Here is an 18,089-nt window from a genome sequence, read left to right as displayed (position 1 = left end):
TGTGCAGAATAGTGTATAATTATTAATTTTTCTCTGAGTACTATGGCCATTTCTAAATTTCTTGATCCTCGCAATGATTTATGTTTCAAAAAAATCTTTGGAACGGAAAAAAATAAAAATATTCTTATCCACTTTTTGAACGATATCTTAGGATTTTCTGGAAGTAATGAAATAAAAGAAATTGAATTCTTAAGCACTATCATGGACCCTGAGATTGCCTCTGATAAACAAAGTATTGTTGATGTCCTTTGCAAAGATTCTATTGGTAATAGATTTGTCATCGAAATGCAGCTCGCTCGTGATAAAGGCTTTGAAAAACGTGCTCAACTATACGCTGCTAAGGCTTATTCAAGGCAATTAGATAAATCTGGTAATTACATTGATTTAAAGAAGGTCTTCTTTATTGCTATTTCTAATTGTAACTTACTTCCTGAAGAAGTTGACTATATTTCTACTCATAATATACGAGATATAAAAACCAATGGACACTACTTAAAAGATTTGCAATTTATCTTTATTGAATTACCTAAATTTGCAAAAAATAAAGTAGAGCTGTTAGAAAGCACGATAGAAAGGTGGTGTTTCTTTTTTAAATATGCAGAAGAAACCACAGATGAAGATTTAAAGAAAATAGCAAAGGAATCGCCAATAATAAAGCTAGCATATGATGAATTAGATAGGTTTCGCTGGAATGAAAAAGATTTAGTAGCTTATGAAGAGAGAATAATGGATCTACGTAAAGGAGAAGCCATCCTCGCTCAAAAACTTGATGACGCTAGAGAGGAAGGGAAAATTGAAGGGAAAATTGAAGGGAAAATTGAAGTAGCAAAAGCGATGCTGGCTAATAATGTTGATATTGATACTATTCTCAAGTGTACAGGTCTTTCCATAAGTGAGATTAAAGAATTGCAGAAAGTTTGGGAGTGTTAAATAAACCATACGCGTCAAGTTAAGAGATTGTGAGCAAATTTAGAGAAGTTAAGGTGGATACCCTAGTTTTTCTGCACTTGTCTTTTAATGAAAACTGCGACCAAGTTATGGTAAGCTTTTTGAGAAAAATATTTAAGCCTTTAATTTTATTATTTAGTGCTAAAAATAACTCTCTAACCCGTCTTTTTAGCTCAATAAATGCCTTTGTTAAGCTAAGCTCCGTATTTTTTTTCAGTTCTGTGCAACCCACTATTCCATGAAATATAAGAATTGCACACAATTTGGCATATAGCTCACATAATACTCTGTATGGCTTTCCTCTCAGCTTATCAATCCTTATATTACTCTTATATAATTTGAACAATAATTCAATTTGCCATCTTATTCGGTAAACTACTAGTATTTGCTCAGCATTAATCTTACTTTTGGAACATTATAGTATTTTCTAAAATGAATGGATAAATTTCCATTATGGTATTACCAACCAAAAGTTGTAAGTCTGTACATTTATACATTAGAGGTCTGAGGCGGCTTTTGATGGTATGCCAACAGTGTTCTATGGGATTCAAATCTGGTGAATATGTTGGAAGATACAGCACATGAAAGCCAAAAGACTCTATTAATGATTTTGTTTTAGTGGTCTTATGAAATGTAGCATTATCCATAACTATGGTTGTGCCAAGTGGCAATTTAGGTAATAACATCTTCTCCAACAATATATTGAATACCTCTTTTTCACACCCACCTTTGAAAGTCATTGGTGCAATAAATCTCATTCCAATCCACCCGGCTACTATACTGATTCTCTCTCGAGTTCTCCCTGGAACATCTGCATAAATTTTCTTTCCTCTTGGAGCACGTCCATATTCTCGGTATAACTTATTATCAACTCCTGCTTCATCTATATATAAGATGCTGGAATGTTCTATTTTTGAGATTTTATCAATAAATTGCTGCCTATCTTCTTGATTGCGCTCTTGATATAGTGTGACTTTTTTTTAAAGTAATTTTTAGCTGTTTTAGTCTATACCAAATTGAATTTATTCCAAATCCAAGATTTTGTTTCATCTCTGCCAGAGTATGATCTGGATTCTTTGTAACATATTCTTCGAGTATTTTTGGGTCTATTTTTCGAATAAAGCTACCGTTTTTAGATGGCTTTAAGCTTTCACCAGCAGCTTTCTTTTTTAACCAGCGGTACAGAGTTGCTATTCCTATCTCCATGAGCTCTGCTATCTCAACCTTTGTCTTCCCTTTTTCTATCATCAATACTGCCTTTTCCCTTAAATCCACACTATATGCCATTATAACTCAAATACTTTGTTATACCTTTATCATTTGCTTTGGGAAATACTATACTAGTATTTGCTCAGCATTAATCTTACTTTTTGGAACATTAGTTATAAATATTGACCAATTTAGTAACTTTTGGTTCCTTTGAGAAGATGTGTATCCATGTGATCTTGCTAACCTATTAGCCTTTCTTCTTCTAGCCACAGCTTGTTCTTCAGTTAGTTTTTTAAATATAATTCTTACTTTAACCCTTGTCTCTTTTCCTAACAATACCTCCTGTTCTAGAAAAGATCGATCTCCCAAATGTTCTAGTAAATCTATTTTTTGACCTGTCTCTATATCATATATGTTAGTATCGGATTTATAACGACTTATGAAATAATACCAAAATCCATTACTGACGGAACAAATAAGAAACATTATAAACTCGTTTAATAGTAGTACTGGAAATATTGACAATAAAATTACACAAAACATCTTCAAGTAAACCTATGGTATCGTAGATACTATTGCGTAAAGTATTGTATTTGATATATTGCCACAACCTTTCAACAGGATTCAGTTCCGGTGAATAAGGAGGCAAGTATATGATGGTAATGTTTTCCTGAATTTTCAAACTTTTTGATCTATGCCAACTTGCACAATCCATTACAAGAAAGGCTTCTTTCGTGCCTAAATCTTTCGACATCTGCTCCAGAAATATATTCATACAATCAGTGTTTACATATGGAGCAAGTAGGCTGATTTTCTTACCACTTCTTGGATTTACCGCACTTTAGATATAGAAATTTTGTCTACCAATTTTCATTTTAACCTGCGTTCTGACCCCTTTTAAACCATCCGTGTCCGATTTTTGAATGAGTCCCAAATCGTGATTCATCAAAAAAAACACCTCCCTTTTAGGGTGGAAATTGACTATTTTATTGAAGTATCTTTTAAACTCTTCTTGCTTGTTTTTATCTTGTTTATGGTGCATTGGCCTCGGTGTTATGTAAGAAAATTTCATCCTTTGTATCTCACGGTGCACTGTTGATTTGCTGATGTTTAGGGCAAATTCCTCTGAGATTTTTATTTGTACTTCCTTAATAGTAATATTTGGATTTCTTTCTACCCATATTTCAATTTGCTCACGTTGATTTTTGTTTAATTTGCTTTTTCTTCTCCGCTGAAACGGGGCAAATAATTTTTCTACTCTACCAAATTTTAGATGCTTTATCCATTCAGTCAAAGCAGTCCTTGAAATTTTACATATTCTTGCCACAGCGCTTATACTATAGTATTTCCCAAAGCAAATGATAAAGGTATAACAAAGTATTTGAGTTATAATGGCATATAGTGTGGATTTAAGGGAAAAGGCAGTATTGATGATAGAAAAAGGGAAGACAAAGGTTGAGATAGCAGAGCTCATGGAGATAGGAATAGCAACTCTGTACCGCTGGTTAAAAAAGAAAGCTGATGGTGAAAGCTTAAAGCCATCTAAAAACGGTAGCTTTATTCGAAAAATAGACCCAAAAATACTCGAAGAATATGTTACAAAGAATCCAGATCATACTCTGGCAGAGATGAAACAAAATCTTGGATTTGGAATAAATTCAATTTGGTATAGACTAAAACAGCTAAAAATTACTTTAAAAAAGTCACACTATATCAAGAGCGCAATCAAGAAGATAGGCAGCAATTTATTGATAAAATCTCAAAATAGAACATTCCAGCATCTTATATATAGATGAAGCAGGAGTTGATAATAAGTTATACCGAGAATATGGACGTGCTCCAAGAGGAAAGAAAATTTATGCAGATATTCCAGGGAGAACTCGAGAGAGAATCAGTATAGTAGCCGGGTGGATTGGAATGAGATTTATTGCACCAATGACTTTCAAAGGTGGGTGTGAAAAAGAGGTATTCAATATATTGTTGGAGAAGATGTTATTACCTAAATTGCCACTTGGCACAACCATAGTTATGGATAATGCTACATTTCATAAGACCACTAAAACAAAATCATTAATAGAGTCTTTTGGCTTTCATGTGCTGTATCTTCCAACATATTCACCAGATTTGAATCCCATAGAACACTGTTGGCATACCATCAAAAGCCGCCTCAGACCTCTAATGTATAAATGTACAGACTTACAACTTTTGGTTGGTAATACCATAATGGAAATTTATCCATTCATTTTAGAAAATACTATAGTATAGCTCTTTTCATAATAGTCCGGAAAGTTCATAGAAAAGCAGAATCAACAGCATGACGAAAAGATGTGAATAGAGGGATGTTTTTCCTAGCTCTATTTTTTATAGCAAACCAATGATGCTCAATTTTATTGAAATCTGGGGAATACGTAGGAAGATACAAAATTTCAGCACCAACTTCTTTAGCAAGTTCAGTAATCTTATTAGACTTATGAAAAGTAGCATTATCAAGGATAACAGTTTGTCCAGGTTCCAAAATCGGTGTCAAAAACTGCTCAAACCATTTATTAAAGATATCCATATTACAATGGCCCTCAAATGTTAACGGAACAACTATTTTTCTACTATTTAGAGCTGCAATCATGCTAATTCGTTGAGTTTTCTTTCCAGATTTTAGGGCATAAAATCGCTGTCCTTTCTGAGAATATCCATAGGGATAGTCTTCGGTATTATCAATACCAGATTCATCTATATATACTAAGTTTTGAGGTTCTTTCGTTGCTATAATTTTCAAAAATTCAGCACGTTTTTCTTCATTCCTTTCTTTGTATCCATATGTCTTTTTTTTGCGTGTGAGTCCAATTTTTTTAAGAGCTAGATGAATCGTTGGGATACTAACATTACTCCAAAGCTTAGCCATTTCCGATAGAGTTTTTCCACCATGTTTTTTTGGCAAATTCAGTAAATTTATTCCAGTCGGTAATTTTATGATTATAACCTCCATTTCCAAGTTTTTTCGACTGAAAATCTCCTGTTTCTTTTTTTTCTTTGCTGCCACTCCCATAATGTAGTTCTTCCAATTTTAAATCTTGCTGCTACCGTTTCTCTGCTTTCCCCTTCGTCTAGTACCTCCATTGCTTTTTTTCTTAAATCATAACTATATGCTGCTGGCATACTTACCTTCACTACTATAAACTCTTATTTTAAACCGTTTGGACCATTATGAAAAGAGCTATACTATTGCGTAAAGTATTGTATTTGATATATTGCCACAACCTTTCAACAGGATTCAGTTCCGGTGAATAAGGAGGCAAGTATATGATGGTAATGTTTTCCTGAATTTTCAAACTTTTTGATCTATGCCAACTTGCACAATCCATTACAAGAAAGGCTTCTTTCGTGCCTAAATCTTTCGACATCTGCTCCAGAAATATATTCATACAATCAGTGTTTACATATGGAGCAAGTAGGCTAATTTTCTTACCACTTCTTGGATTTACCGCACTTTAGATATAGAAATTTTGTCTACCAATTTTCATTTTAACCTGCGTTCTGACCCCTTTTTTAAACCATCCCTGTCCGATTTTTGAATGAGTCCCAAATCGTGATTCATCAAAAAAAACACCTCCCTTTTAGGGTGGAAATTGACTATTTTATTGAAGTATCTTTTAAACTCTTCTTGCTTGTTTTTATCTTGTTTATGGTGCATTGGCCTCGGTGTTATGTAAGAAAATTTCATCCTTTGTATCTCACGGTGCACTGTTGATTTGCTGATGTTTAGGGCAAATTCCTCTGAGATTTTTATTTGTACTTCCTTAATAGTAATATTTGGATTTCTTTCTACCCATATTTCAATTTGCTCACGTTGATTTTTGTTTAATTTGCTTTTTCTTCTCCGCTGAAACGGGGCAAATAATTTTTCTACTCTACCAAATTTTAGATGCTTTATCCATTCAGTCAAAGCAGTCCTTGAAATTTTACATATTCTTGCCACAGCGCTTATACTACTTTCTTTTCCTGCTATCACCGCTTGTAACTTTTTTGAAACATATGCGTTATTTCTTACCTTTTTTAACATTTCTTTCGCTAAATTTACAACTCTTTCGTCTAATAGTTTTGACCTTAATGCCATTTATACCTCGCTATTTCACTTACTCTAGTATGACTTTTTCCCCATTATTCTCTATCTGTTCTTTCTATAGCGGTAATTGGTATAAGTAGAGACAAGTCTTCAGCACTTGCATTCTTTCGTAAAGCCTTCAGGAGTAACTGTCTTCCTGAGAAAATTGTAATTGATAAAAGCGGCAGTAATACTGCTGCTCTTGATGATTTGAATGAAGAAATTTCTGAAGATTACAGTTCTTCAAATAAAATATCTAAATAATATTGTTGATAGATTTATCAAAAAACTAATAAAGCCAATGCTTGGGTTTAAAAGCTTCCATTCCGCAAAGATTACCATCACAGGCATAGAAAATATTCGTATGATTCAAAAAAGACAAATTATTAAAATAATGTTTCTACTTTTGAGAATTTTGCTATGTTAATGGCTTCATAACTCCTATAATCCCACCTTTAATGATCTTCTTTCCTATGGTTTATAGATGCAACAGAACCGTTGGTAAACATGAAAGCGCTTTACAACGTTTTTTATGTGAAAGCCAATGTCAGCTACTCAAATGATACCATTTGTTATAAACTCACTTTTACTCTATGGTCTTGTCGATATCCTGAACAGATACAATATTTTTTATTTATAAAATGAAGTAACTACTTATCGTAAAGTTGATCTATAGATATAATACTACCATTTGATGACTTTTCAGCACATTTCTCACTTTCATATTCTTTATCAGAATCAACGCTAAATACTAAAGTATCTCCTGAAATTTTATCATGAAACTCACTAATAGCAAAAAACGGCACAGTGACTTGTTCTTGTTTTCCACGAAAGCTCAAACTGACGCTAAACTTATCTTCAAGAACTTTTAGACCAAAAAATTGATGCTGTAATATAATAAGCATTTGAGTAGGGTATGATTCTTTCAAGTAGTCTGGTATGACAACACCATTAAAGCGCGTAAAAAACAGTATCTCTAAGTGAGGAGTAAAAACATTATCTAATATAGTATTCAAAGCCTTTTTGATAACTTGAAATTTAGCATAACTAATCGACTTCTGATAATCTGTTTTATCCATATAACCCTTACATGTTTGGGGGAACTTCTGTTACCCGGCGTTCCCTAAACCGTGCTTATAGCAATGAAGTTATAGTGCCTAAATTAAGCAGCTAATGCAACATTGTCTTCAGCAGCAAAGTTATCGTTTGCATCTAAATTGTGAACTCTTAGCGGTGGTATCTAACCGAGCAAAGCTACCATCTTTACTATGCATGTCGATCCTTACTCGCCCCCGTATCAATCAAAAAATATGGTGGAGGCGCCGAGTACTGCCCTCGGGTCCAATACAACTATTACAAGGTAATTTTATTGCCATAGTGTATAAAAAATACACATGCTCATTATAAAGTAGTATTGAATAAATGTCAAGTTATTGAACTCAAAATTGATTGGCAACTAAAAAACTAATATAAAAATTACTTCGCCTATTTATCTAATCTTAGTATACTCACAGTAGAGGTATTTTTAGAGCTCAAAATCTATCTTCGTCTGCAGACTTTTCTATCAAATAATCAAACTCAGTAAAAATGTAGCGTATCTTCTTCAGCGCACATGGGTGCACACATATGCTTAATCTCTGTCGTATGTGCGTTACATTTTTTCTGTTCTTTATTAATAAATATGGGGGATTCTATGCCTAATTCTTAACAAAAAACTACTCAAATGCTTTTGTAGCTATTGAATTTCTGAGTTCAAGAAAGCAAGAGACAGTGTGAGAAATGGCACAAGCCGAAAAAAAAGATAAGTTGTGGAACAAAAAATGCAGACAACTGTGGAAAATTATAGCTCTTTTCATAATGGTCCAAACGGTTTAAAATAAGAGTTTATAGTAGTGAAGGTAATACCAATTCCCGCTATAGAAAGAACAGATAGAGAATAATGGGGAAAAAGTCATACTAGAGTAAGTGAAATAGCGAGGTATAAATGGCATTAAGGTCAAAACTATTAGACGAAAGAGTTGTAAATTTAGCGAAAGAAATGTTAAAAAAGGTAAGAAATAACGCATATGTTTCAAAAAAGTTACAAGCGGTGATAGCAGGAAAAGAAAGTAGTATAAGCGCTGTGGCAAGAATATGTAAAATTTCAAGGACTGCTTTGACTGAATGGATAAAGCATCTAAAATTTGGTAGAGTAGAAAAATTATTTGCCCCGTTTCAGCGGAGAAGAAAAAGCAAATTAAACAAAAATCAACGTGAGCAAATTGAAATATGGGTAGAAAGAAATCCAAATATTACTATTAAGGAAGTACAAATAAAAATCTCAGAGGAATTTGCCCTAAACATCAGCAAATCAACAGTGCACCGTGAGATACAAAGGATGAAATTTTCTTACATAACACCGAGGCCAATGCACCATAAACAAGATAAAAACAAGCAAGAAGAGTTTAAAAGATACTTCAATAAAATAGTCAATTTCCACCCTAAAAGGGAGGTGTTTTTTTTGATGAATCACGATTTGGGACTCATTCAAAAATCGGACACGGATGGTTTAAAAAAGGGGTCAGAGCGCAGGTTAAAATGAAAATTGGTAGACAAAATTTCTATATCTAAAGTGCGGTAAATCCAAGAAGTGGTAAGAAAATCAGCCTACTTGCTCCATATGTAAACACTGATTGTATGAATATATTTCTGGAGCAGATGTCGAAAGATTTAGGCACGAAAGAAGCCTTTCTTGTAATGGATTGTGCAAGTTGGCATAGATCAAAAAGTTTGAAAATTCAGGAAAACATTACCATCATATACTTGCCTCCTTATTCACCGGAACTGAATCCTGTTGAAAGGTTGTGGCAATATATCAAATACAATACTTTACGCAATAGTATCTACGATACCATAGGTTTACTTGAAGATGTTTTGTGTAATTCTATTGTCAATATTTCCAGTACTACTATTAAACGAGTTTGTAATGTTTCTTATTTGTTCCGTCAGTAATGGATTTTGGTATAACACACAAGAGTACAGTATATAAATAAACCCATTTACCGTTTAATTTAATGTAAGTCTCTCCAACTACTACCAACCTGCTTCTTTCTTTTCCTTACTGCCTCATCTATCAGTGGTGATAACCCACCTTTGTAACGTAGCATTTTGCTCCCCTTATACTCATCATTTCTTCCAAATCTCGATAGCTCAAAGAGAATCGACATTTCATGTATACAGATAACATCCTCTGAAAAGCTAAATCCTTTGAAATATGGCAACAATTTTTGATTGATACGAAACATCTTTGCTTTTTTTTTAGACAATTATATCATTCTTCTTTCTACTTCCCTACAAATGAGACAGAACCGAAAATATTCGTATGATTCAAAAAAGACAAATTATTAAAATAATGTTTCTACTTTTGAGAATTTTGCTATGTTAATGGCTTCATAACTCCTATAATCCCACCTTTAATGATCTTCTTTCCTATGGTTTATAGATGCAACAGAACCTTTTTTATACGTTAGCTACAGTTAAAACATAATTGACTTTGCCTAGTTAATATTTCAAATTATAAAAAAGGCAAATAATTCTATGATATTGCAGGGCAAAAAAGGGTTAATAACCGGAATAATAAATAAAAGGTCAATAGCATATGGTATAGCACAGACCCTCTCAGAACATGGAGCTGAGCTTGCAATCACTTATCAAAATGAAACAATAAAAGAGAAATTATTACCAATAGTAAGTGAATTAAATGTAGAGTTAATATTGCACTGTAATGTTTCAAATGAGGAAACTATAGATAATGCTTTTAAGGAAATAAAGGAGAAGTGGGGTGCTATTGATTTTTTGGTACATGCAATAGCATTCTCCGATAAAAATGAGCTAAATGGTAAATATGTCAATACTTCACTAAACAACTTTATTAATGCAATGCATATATCGTGCTATTCTTTTACTGCTTTAGCGCAAAGAGCGGAAAAAATGATGTTAAATGGCGGTAGTTTACTTACTTTATCCTACTATGGTGCTGAAAAAGTTATGCCAAATTATAATGTGATGGGTTTATGTAAAGCAGCACTTGAAGCAAGTGTAAAATATATAGCATGTGATCTCGGACCACAGAACATCAGAGTAAATGCAATTTCTGCTGGTCCAATCAGAACTTTGGGATCTTCTGGAATAAGTGACTTTCACTCCATATCGGAATGGAATAGAAGTAATTCTCCACTTAGACGCAATGTTACAATAGAAGATGTTGGCAAGGCAGCACTATACTTATTAAGCGACCTGAGTAGTGGTACAACTGGAGAAATTTTACATGTTGATTCAGGGTATAATGTTGTGGGAATGAAGATAGTAGACTAATACAGTACTGCAGATGCATGTGAAGCCTGTGTTTTTTTGTTATCCGAGTAATTGACATTGGAGCCCAGTGTCAGCTACTCGAATGACAACATTTTTTAATTAAATCTCGCACATTAACCATAGAGTTATTATTTTATAAGTATTTGTTGCTGCTGATCTTCTATTTTTACTTCCTCCATTTGGGTTAAGGGATTGTGCGTGAGGGTTGCTCTTGAAGTTGCCTTGCAAGGAAAAAGTCTTTTTCCTCCCGATCTTGGAGTTGCTTTGCAAGCAAGAAATCCTATTGTTCTTGTGTTTGTTTTGCTAAGACTTTATTCTTATTAAGCAGTGGTTAAAATGAGCATGGCTTTTATTATAGAATGCCCCCTATAGAAGTATATAGACTATGAAGACTTATCTTACAGGTTGTGGTAGTTGTTGTTGATAAAATGTTTTTTCTACACGTGCTTCTTCCACACTGCACCTTCTTGATAAGACTGGCTCCTCAAGGCATTTTATACGTTGCTGTACATCATTAATGCACTTCCCTATAACATCACCAATTTTTCCATCAGCATTTTTTGCCAATAACTCATCAAACTCCCTCTCAATCTCTACTCTCTCAGAGATATCCTTTGAAAGATCACAATATTCCAAAATTTCATCTATCTGAAGTTGTTTTGCTAATAGAAAGTCTTCTTGCTCCTGCTGCTGTTTTATTAACTCTTGAGTTACAATTTTAGCCCTAGAGTAATGATTTCCTTCAAGATATATTGTTTCTCTCTCTTTACTACCCCATAACTCGTCATTTAATTTATAACTCGCACGATTAAACATCTGATTTAGTTGATCATTGTTTATCATTTCAGGATTTGGTTCAAACTTTTGTTGTTTCTCTCTGCCGCTAACTTTACAACGGACATTAATTTCAATGTTAGCTAAAGAAGCTAATAATTGAATTTCTTCAATAAAAGGAAAATAACTTTTACTTTCTATTGCTTCTAGATAGGATTGATAGAGTTCAGGTTTGTCAAGAAATGAGCGTGTAATAAAATCACTGTTATATTCTGCATTATAGTCACTCTCACCAATGCCATCAAGAGCCTCTGCATATTCACTTAGATTAAGCACAGCTTGATTATGCGATATATTAAATTTGCTAACAGCTCTACTTACTAACCTCTTCACATTACCTTCAGCATTTTCAATTTTCCTATTTGTTTGCTTAACCAGACCCTTTATTTTATCAGACTTGCCAGTTAAATCCCCTGGCTTATTAAAAAACATATTAAAAACCTTTTCTAGATGATCCTTTAAAGGAGCTGGCATACTTGGATCATCTAAAGACGTAAATCGACTTAAAAATTTGTGCCATTCCATTCTCATATCTTGCGCTCTTTCAGATTTATATGTACCAGAACTGTTATCACCAAACACTGCATGAAAAAAGCAATTGCCATCACCTGCAGTATCATATTTAACTACTTGGTTATTAGAAGGTTCTTTTTCTACATTACTCTCTGAAGTCTTGCGTCCTTTAGCATTTTCAATACTGTCAAAACCATTTGGTAATTTCCGTTTTCTAAGCCCAACCATAATTTCTACCTTAATTCAAGCTATATGTTATTATATTAACTAACTTATTAATAAGTAACTAATTAGCTATAGCAAAAATTTTTTAATTATGCAATAATTAAGGCTTTAAATAGCAAATATGAGCTTTAACTGTGGTATAGTTGGGTTACCAAATATAGGAAAATCAACTTTATTTAATGCACTTACAGAGTCAAGTGCAGCTGAAGCTGCAAATTATCCTTTTTGCACAATCGAGCCAAATGTTGGCAAAGTGCCAATACGAGATCAGCGTTTGAAAGAAATTGCCTCGATTGCTCACTCGGGGAAAATAATCTACAATCAACTGGAAGTTGTCGATATTGCCGGCTTGGTTAAGGGTGCGAGCAAGGGTGAAGGACTAGGAAATAAATTTTTGAGTCATATCAGAGAAGTTGATGCCATTGTTCATCTGCTCAGGTGCTTTACGGATGACGATATCAGCCATGTAAACAGTAAAATAGATCCAATATCAGATGCTGAAATAGTGGAAATGGAGTTAATTCTAGCTGATATTGATAGCATAGAAAAAAGGCTTCCTCAATTGGAAAAGAAAGCAAAGCAAGGTGATAAAGAGCTAAAGAGACAACTTGAATTAATGCAAGAGGTATTAGCTACTTTAAAATTAGGTAAACCGGCAAGAAGCTTGGAGAATATCGATGAAGATGAGATGAAGTTGCTTCAATTGCTAACAACAAAGCCTGTTATGTATGTATGCAATGTTGAAGATACGAATATCATAACTGGTAATGAACTATCTAAAAGGGTGGAAAAAATGGCGGAAGAAAATAAAAGCAAATTTTATTGTATTTCAGCGAAACTTGAAGCAGATATTGCAAATCTTGATAGTGAAGAGGAAAAACAGAATTTTTTATCAGAATTTGGCTTACAAGAATCAGGACTTGATGGAGTAGCACGTATTATGTATGAAGTGCTAAGTATGATAACTTTTTTTACTGTGGGCCCCAAAGAAGCACGTGCATGGCCAATAAAGATAGGATCAACAGCTGACAAAGCAGCAGGTGTAATTCACACTGATTTTGAAAAGGGCTTTATAAAAGCAGAAACCATAAGCTTTGAAGACTATATAAAATATGGAAGCGAATTAGCTTGCAAAGATGCAGGGAAAATTCGCTTCGAAGGCAGAGATTATATCGTGCAAGATGGCGATATAATGCACTTTAGGTTTAATGTGTAGTATACATCTAACTACCAAAGTACCCGGCAGTCCAGCATTTCTTTATGGCTTCCTCTTCGCTGATCTCATCTAGTTCCACGTCATGGAGAATGGAGCTAGGTGTTGTAAGAACTTCTTTCTCCTGTGGTTGTATATTCTTCTCCTCCTCACATAATACGTTCTCCAGACATTCTTCTAAAAATTCATATAAAGCTTGATTTTCTATAAGCATATCCTTATTTTGCTTAGCTAATTCTAAAATTTCCCTTACTTGAACATCTTTACCATTAATAGTTACCTGACCAATCTCAATATTACTAGGATTTGCATTTAAACTAATAAAGCAGTCAACAGAATTACCTTTCTCATCTTCTGCACTCCACCTAATTTTCATGTTGCATGTTGCATCTTTTGCAAAGCGGTAATTTTTTTTTCCATTATCATTCTTCTCAACCGTTGCTATTCTTTTATCGTTACTGTATATTTCTACTATCTTTACCTCATTTTTATTTCTTTCCATCCCTTCAATTTTGTCAGTGAAAAGACGGCTGATTTCTAAGCTAAACCCAGGCTTAGAAATATTAATACTAAGATGATCATAATGATTAAGAGAACGTTTTGCATATGCGCATGGCACATAACATCCATCAAAAAAGGCAACTGCACTATCAGTTTTGAGAAATTCCTGCCCGTTACTCATCCCTTCTTCGACTCGAAGAAGATATCTACCCAACCTCTTTTTAAAATTCTCTCCCTTGTCTTCAGGAATAGACTTTTCATTCAATATACTTATTATTTCTTTTTGCTTACTTAATACCACATAATTAAAAAGGAAAATGTTCTTATTACATCGATAATAATTCGCTATTTTGTCAAATGGATCTGCAGGCCAGCCTTTATTATAATTTACGTTATCCTTATCATCTGTACACAAATTATCCTTAAGGCCAAAATTCAATTTTCTAAAATCTGATAATACTTCTTCTGCCCTATCTTGAAACAATTGAAGTTTATTTTGAAATTCTTTCCCATAATTCATTTTCTCGTTTATTTTAAGAAGATATTCACTAAATTTCTTCCTAAAATTTTCTTGATCTTTGTGGGCAAGCTTCTGATCTAATATATCTGTTATGTATTTTCGCTTATTCAATATTACGTAGTTAAAAAGGTCACTTTTTTTCCTCCTTTCATAATCTTCTGCTATTTCGTTAAAACACTCATTACTTTTCTTAAAATCCAATTTTTCGAAGTCTTGGAGCACGTTTTTTACATCATCCTCACTAAATTGAAGATTTATTTGAGGAGACGCGTCAGTTCTACTTTGATCATCAAGTTGAGGATTTTTTTTAGTAGATTGGACTAATAAACTTTCTGTGCTGTTAGAGAAAGAATTATTATTTTCTTCAGATTGAGAACTTTTCTTTTTAGACGTATTAGTAAAAAAATTAGTTAGTGAACTAAACATTAAGCATCTCTTAGTATTACTATTTAACTATAACTTAATGCCAAATGTTGTAAAGCTAAAATTAATATGTAAATTCATTTTTTTAAGACAATTATAAGTATCTTCCTTCTATAAAAATTTTATAATCAGCATATGACAAATGTTTAAGATATTGATTTTGTTTGTATTTTTATTACTTTACCAGGCAATATTATTAATGAATTAGTCAGACAAATATCTTGGCCAAACTTTACTCCATCCACAAACTCTCCATTTGTTACTCCAGTTGCAATGAACACTGATTCACTTCTTGCCATGTCTTTCACGGTGTAGATTTTTTCTGGGTCAGTGATATTCAAATTTTTTGCTCTTGCTTTTAATTGATCAGTGTCAAATATTAATCTTCCTTCTATCTGACCACCGATTGAGCTTAGCGCTGCTGCTGCAAGCACTCCTTCTGGAGCTCCTCCTGTGCCGATATACATATCGTGATTGCCATTTATTAGCGAAACTATGGCTGCAACATCACCATCATCTATTAATTTCACTTTTGCTCCTAGCTTCCTAATTTTTGCTATTAATTCATCATGTCTTTCACGTTTAAGTACAGTTACTATAAGATCACTTGCTTTACATCCTTTTGCCTTGGCTAAATTGTCCAGATTCTTCTCAATCCTATTTTTTAGTGAGACTACACCCTCTGGGAGATTTTTTCCCACTGCTATCTTTTCCATATAAACATCAGGTGCATGTAAAAAATTACCTTTTTTTGTTGCAGCAAGAACAGACATTGCCCCTTGTTTATAATGAGCACAAATCGTAGTGCCCTCAAGTGGATCAACAGCGATGTCAATCTCAGGGCCACTTCCTGTGCCAACTTTTTCTCCGATATATAGCATGGGTGCTTCGTCCCTCTCCCCTTCCCCAATCACAATTGTACCATTTATTTCCATTGAGTTTAGCACCGTACGCATTGCATCAACTGCAACCTGATCGGCCTTTTTTTCATTACCAAGGCCTGCCAATTTATATGCAGCAAGTGCTGCAGCTTCGGTTACTTTCACTAACTTATAGGCTAAATCTTCTATCATTTGCTCGAGAATCATAAATCAATATATATATCATGCCATTTGATACTGCAAGATTACTTGACTGAATAATGAAAAAGTTGATATAATAAGCGTATAGCAATAATAGTAAGATTTGAATATGATCGGTAATTTAACTTATGAAGATGTAAAGAAATTTGTAACTGATAATCCTAATATAGCTTCTCAGGAATTTGGTGAGAAGCTAAAACAAAGTGGGCCAACAGATGCAAAAATTTTTGATTTACTTGCAGATGCCATCTATTCAGAAAGGCACGGTGTTTCAGACGATTCTGCTGTATTTCTAAGAATTGTTGAATTGTTTGCGCAGTTAGATATTAAAGTTAAAAAAAGCAGCGGTGGTAGAACTATGTTGGACATAGCTGTAGAAAATAAACAAGCTGATGTTGTAAGGATACTTTTGAATAGTGGTAAGTTTGAAGAAGAAGAAAAAATTATTGCTTTAAATAGTGCTATTATTCAAGTCAATGTTCAAGGGTTTGAGCCGTTTTTAGATTACATAGATCATGCGAAAATACTGGAGGCTCTCAACACAGCTACTTGCAATGAGGACACTGACATTATGAAGGTACTCTTGGATAACAAAAGATTTACTGGAGAAGAAAAAGTTCAGGCTCTGAGTCATGCCTCTATAGGTGGTGAACTAACAAAAGTTAGGTTACTTTTAAAGTATATGAAAGGCGTACCAGAAGATGGTATAAGAAATCTTCTAAAAATAATTGAAGAAGGGAAATTATCACTCAGAGAACAACTTCAAATAGATTCTGAGTTTAAAGTCGACTTCAGAAATTCTGATCACAATAAATATCTCTCAAGCTGTGTAATAATTGCACTGCTTAGATCAGCAATAAACAAAAAAGAGAAGCAAAACACACCTGATGGAGCGGAGTCCAATGTCAGTAATACAAGAACTGGTCTCACGCTAAATAATGATGACATTAGGAATCTGTGTCTTGATATAGATAGGGTTACAAAACAGGATAGCACAGTTACTAGTTTTGAAGATTTGCAAAAAAGGTTAAGAAGGAAGGAAATTAATCTTCAGAGCAAATGTGAAAAAAATGCTGTACTAGAATATGCAATTAAAGATCAAAATTTGAACGTTATAAAATTTCTCTTACAAAATGGAATGACCATCATCAATGCAATCGGTCAAGAAGGAAGGTATTACGTTAGCAAAATTGAAGGAGAAAAATCTATATTATGCTTTGTTGTCTCTTACACTGATGATGACAATGCTGAGATTCTGAGCACGTTACTGCAAAGTGTTAATGCAGAGCAATCAAAGTTAAATCCTGAAGATGAATTGTACAGATTATACCAAAAATTAAAAGATGATGCATTCTGCACTGCTTTTGCAGAAAAGAATTCTGTAGCAGCGACAGCACTGATACAAAATGATCGAGAAATAATTGTGCCGCATGGATCAGCAACAAATAAGGAACAAGAAACATTCCACATAGAAACAAGTAGTGTATCCAATAGTAATAGAAATGTTATTAGTAGACCTGTAGCAACAGTGCCTCCAGTTAGCACTAATGGTAATAATAACAAAAATGAAGCACCTGTATCAACAAGGACTGGCCCAACTGTCACACCAAATAATGATAATAAAGCTAACGGCTTTGGAGATGCTCAACTTTCTCCACCACATGAAAAAGAAACTAAATACAAAAAAAAAGTAAGGAGAGTTTTTACGCCTCATTAAGGAGTGATGTTGTTGGAGTTGTTATTGCAGGATTGTTTGTTGCTTCTGCTGTGATGGTTCCATCTTTAGCTGGTGCATTAGTTTGCAGTGTCCTAGCTATTTTAGTTGTAATAGTAACTGGATTACATGTAAAAAATTTTACACTTCCAAGTTACAGCGAAATGAGAGAAAATAAGGTTGAACATGTAAATTCAAGTTTGAGAAACCATGCAATCCAGCTCCTAGAATCACTTTTCAAACCAATTATAATTTCTTGATTGTTAAACCACTTTATCAAAATTAAGTGGGACTAGTGCGATTCGAACGCACGGCCTTCGGATTAGGAATCCAACGCTCTATCCTACTGAGCTATAGTCCCATGTCTTCTGCTATTTATGCAAAATTATAGCAAAAAGTCTCGCATTTTTCTAGGCACCCTGTACAATTAATTCACAATAATAAAAAATATTTCT

The 18,089-nt window shown here is 33.7% G+C and carries 13 protein-coding genes, 1 tRNA gene, 1 other RNA gene and 7 pseudogenes; 8 read left to right on the top strand and 14 right to left on the bottom strand.

Annotation, left to right across the window (positions count from 1 at the left end; genetic code table 11):
• The first annotated feature begins 42 nt into the window (after positions 1–42).
• On the top strand, positions 43–930 hold the full coding sequence (locus M3L71_RS04405; RefSeq protein ID WP_280143200.1) for an Rpn family recombination-promoting nuclease/putative transposase: 888 nt from the start codon (positions 43–45) through the stop codon (positions 928–930).
• 19 nt (positions 931–949) lie between these two features.
• Here M3L71_RS04405 and M3L71_RS04400 read toward each other — a convergent pair.
• The 5 genes and pseudogenes from M3L71_RS04400 to M3L71_RS04380 form a co-directional block, all read right to left on the bottom strand.
• Positions 950–1,357 (bottom strand): annotated as a pseudogene (locus tag M3L71_RS04400) (transposase); the annotation flags it as partial.
• Positions 1,350–1,859, bottom strand: coding sequence for an IS630 family transposase (locus M3L71_RS04395; RefSeq protein ID WP_280144135.1), 510 nt, complete (start codon positions 1,857–1,859; stop codon positions 1,350–1,352). The pseudogene M3L71_RS04400 and the gene M3L71_RS04395, both read right to left, overlap by 8 nt.
• A gap of 28 nt (positions 1,860–1,887) precedes the next feature.
• Complete coding sequence (locus tag M3L71_RS04390; RefSeq protein ID WP_264336399.1) at positions 1,888–2,235, bottom strand: transposase; 348 nt, start codon at positions 2,233–2,235, stop codon at positions 1,888–1,890.
• 54 nt (positions 2,236–2,289) lie between these two features.
• Positions 2,290–2,604 (bottom strand): annotated as a pseudogene (locus tag M3L71_RS04385) (IS4 family transposase); the annotation flags it as partial.
• Between the two features lie 13 nt (positions 2,605–2,617).
• Positions 2,618–3,508, bottom strand: a pseudogene (locus tag M3L71_RS04380) (IS630 family transposase); the annotation flags it as partial.
• A gap of 40 nt (positions 3,509–3,548) precedes the next feature.
• Here M3L71_RS04380 and M3L71_RS04375 point away from each other — a divergent pair.
• Both M3L71_RS04375 and M3L71_RS04370 read left to right on the top strand, forming a co-directional pair.
• The gene (locus M3L71_RS04375) at positions 3,549–3,953 is read left to right on the top strand and encodes an IS630 transposase-related protein (protein WP_280143199.1); all 405 of its coding nucleotides are present in this window, start codon (positions 3,549–3,551) and stop codon (positions 3,951–3,953) included.
• Entirely contained in the window at positions 3,922–4,422 is a 501-nt protein-coding gene (locus M3L71_RS04370) for an IS630 family transposase (RefSeq protein ID WP_280144077.1), read from the top strand. Before M3L71_RS04375 ends, M3L71_RS04370 begins: the two co-directional genes overlap by 32 nt.
• A 25-nt stretch (positions 4,423–4,447) precedes the next feature.
• Here M3L71_RS04370 and M3L71_RS04365 read toward each other — a convergent pair.
• From M3L71_RS04365 to ssrA, 4 genes and pseudogenes are all read right to left on the bottom strand, one after another.
• A pseudogene (locus M3L71_RS04365) lies at positions 4,448–5,310 on the bottom strand (IS630 family transposase).
• A 59-nt stretch (positions 5,311–5,369) separates the two neighbouring features.
• A pseudogene (locus M3L71_RS04360) lies at positions 5,370–6,268 on the bottom strand (IS630 family transposase); the annotation flags it as partial.
• Between the two features lie 638 nt (positions 6,269–6,906).
• Positions 6,907–7,335 (bottom strand): ClpXP protease specificity-enhancing factor SspB, encoded by a 429-nt coding sequence (locus tag M3L71_RS04345; RefSeq protein WP_264375599.1) that lies wholly within the window; start codon positions 7,333–7,335, stop codon positions 6,907–6,909.
• 16 nt (positions 7,336–7,351) lie between these two features.
• Positions 7,352–7,689: a transfer-messenger RNA gene (gene ssrA, locus M3L71_RS04340) on the bottom strand.
• A gap of 551 nt (positions 7,690–8,240) precedes the next feature.
• On the opposite strand from ssrA, the pseudogene M3L71_RS04335 reads away from it, so the two are divergent.
• A pseudogene (locus M3L71_RS04335) lies at positions 8,241–9,247 on the top strand (IS630 family transposase).
• A 31-nt stretch (positions 9,248–9,278) separates the two neighbouring features.
• On the opposite strand, the pseudogene M3L71_RS04330 reads toward M3L71_RS04335, so the two are convergent.
• Positions 9,279–9,540 (bottom strand): annotated as a pseudogene (locus M3L71_RS04330) (IS6 family transposase); the annotation flags it as partial.
• Positions 9,541–9,832: 292 nt separating this feature from the next.
• Here M3L71_RS04330 and M3L71_RS04325 point away from each other — a divergent pair.
• Positions 9,833–10,609, top strand: coding sequence for an enoyl-ACP reductase FabI (locus M3L71_RS04325; protein WP_280143197.1), 777 nt, complete (start codon positions 9,833–9,835; stop codon positions 10,607–10,609).
• A 393-nt stretch (positions 10,610–11,002) separates the two neighbouring features.
• On the opposite strand, the gene M3L71_RS04320 is transcribed toward M3L71_RS04325, so the two are convergent.
• Complete coding sequence (locus M3L71_RS04320) at positions 11,003–12,184, bottom strand: hypothetical protein (protein ID WP_280143196.1); 1,182 nt, start codon at positions 12,182–12,184, stop codon at positions 11,003–11,005.
• A gap of 118 nt (positions 12,185–12,302) precedes the next feature.
• On the opposite strand from M3L71_RS04320, the gene ychF reads away from it, so the two are divergent.
• Positions 12,303–13,397, top strand: a complete 1,095-nt coding sequence (gene ychF / locus M3L71_RS04315; protein WP_280143195.1) for a redox-regulated ATPase YchF — start codon at positions 12,303–12,305, stop codon at positions 13,395–13,397.
• A 7-nt stretch (positions 13,398–13,404) separates the two neighbouring features.
• Here the strand turns inward: ychF and M3L71_RS04310 are convergent, their stop codons facing one another.
• Positions 13,405–14,841 carry a hypothetical protein gene (locus tag M3L71_RS04310; RefSeq protein ID WP_280143194.1) on the bottom strand — a complete coding sequence of 479 codons (1,437 nt, stop codon included), beginning with the start codon at positions 14,839–14,841 and terminating at the stop codon, positions 13,405–13,407.
• 143 nt (positions 14,842–14,984) lie between these two features.
• Complete coding sequence (gene glpX, locus M3L71_RS04305; RefSeq protein ID WP_280144132.1) at positions 14,985–15,908, bottom strand: class II fructose-bisphosphatase; 924 nt, start codon at positions 15,906–15,908, stop codon at positions 14,985–14,987.
• A 115-nt stretch (positions 15,909–16,023) separates the two neighbouring features.
• Here glpX and M3L71_RS04300 point away from each other — a divergent pair, with 115 nt between their 5' ends.
• Both M3L71_RS04300 and M3L71_RS04295 read left to right on the top strand, forming a co-directional pair.
• Positions 16,024–17,637, top strand: coding sequence for an ankyrin repeat domain-containing protein (locus M3L71_RS04300; RefSeq protein WP_280143193.1), 1,614 nt, complete (start codon positions 16,024–16,026; stop codon positions 17,635–17,637).
• Positions 17,638–17,687: 50 nt separating this feature from the next.
• Positions 17,688–17,894, top strand: a complete 207-nt coding sequence (locus M3L71_RS04295; RefSeq protein ID WP_280143192.1) for a hypothetical protein — start codon at positions 17,688–17,690, stop codon at positions 17,892–17,894.
• A 27-nt stretch (positions 17,895–17,921) separates the two neighbouring features.
• Here the strand turns inward: M3L71_RS04295 and M3L71_RS04290 are convergent.
• Positions 17,922–17,995, bottom strand: a tRNA-Arg gene (locus tag M3L71_RS04290).
• Positions 17,996–18,089 lie beyond the last annotated feature (94 nt).

The sequence above is a fragment of the Wolbachia endosymbiont of Frankliniella intonsa genome (assembly GCF_029856955.1).
Taxonomy (GTDB): Bacteria; Pseudomonadota; Alphaproteobacteria; order Rickettsiales; family Anaplasmataceae; genus Wolbachia.
The sequence above is the reverse complement of the archived record's forward strand: the minus strand, read 5'-3'. Positions and strand labels throughout refer to the sequence as shown.

Excerpts from the sequence above, each read along its gene's own strand:
- M3L71_RS04405 (WP_280143200.1), top strand. The coding sequence starts at position 43 with ATGGCCATTTCTAAATTTCTTGATCCTCGCAATGATTTATGTTTCAAA.
- M3L71_RS04390 (WP_264336399.1), bottom strand. The coding sequence starts at position 2,235 with ATGGCATATAGTGTGGATTTAAGGGAAAAGGCAGTATTGATGATAGAA.
- M3L71_RS04375 (WP_280143199.1), top strand. The coding sequence starts at position 3,549 with ATGGCATATAGTGTGGATTTAAGGGAAAAGGCAGTATTGATGATAGAA.
- M3L71_RS04345 (WP_264375599.1), bottom strand. The coding sequence starts at position 7,335 with ATGGATAAAACAGATTATCAGAAGTCGATTAGTTATGCTAAATTTCAA.
- M3L71_RS04325 (WP_280143197.1), top strand. The coding sequence starts at position 9,833 with ATGATATTGCAGGGCAAAAAAGGGTTAATAACCGGAATAATAAATAAA.
- M3L71_RS04320 (WP_280143196.1), bottom strand. The coding sequence starts at position 12,184 with ATGGTTGGGCTTAGAAAACGGAAATTACCAAATGGTTTTGACAGTATT.
- ychF (WP_280143195.1), top strand. The coding sequence starts at position 12,303 with ATGAGCTTTAACTGTGGTATAGTTGGGTTACCAAATATAGGAAAATCA.
- M3L71_RS04310 (WP_280143194.1), bottom strand. The coding sequence starts at position 14,841 with ATGTTTAGTTCACTAACTAATTTTTTTACTAATACGTCTAAAAAGAAA.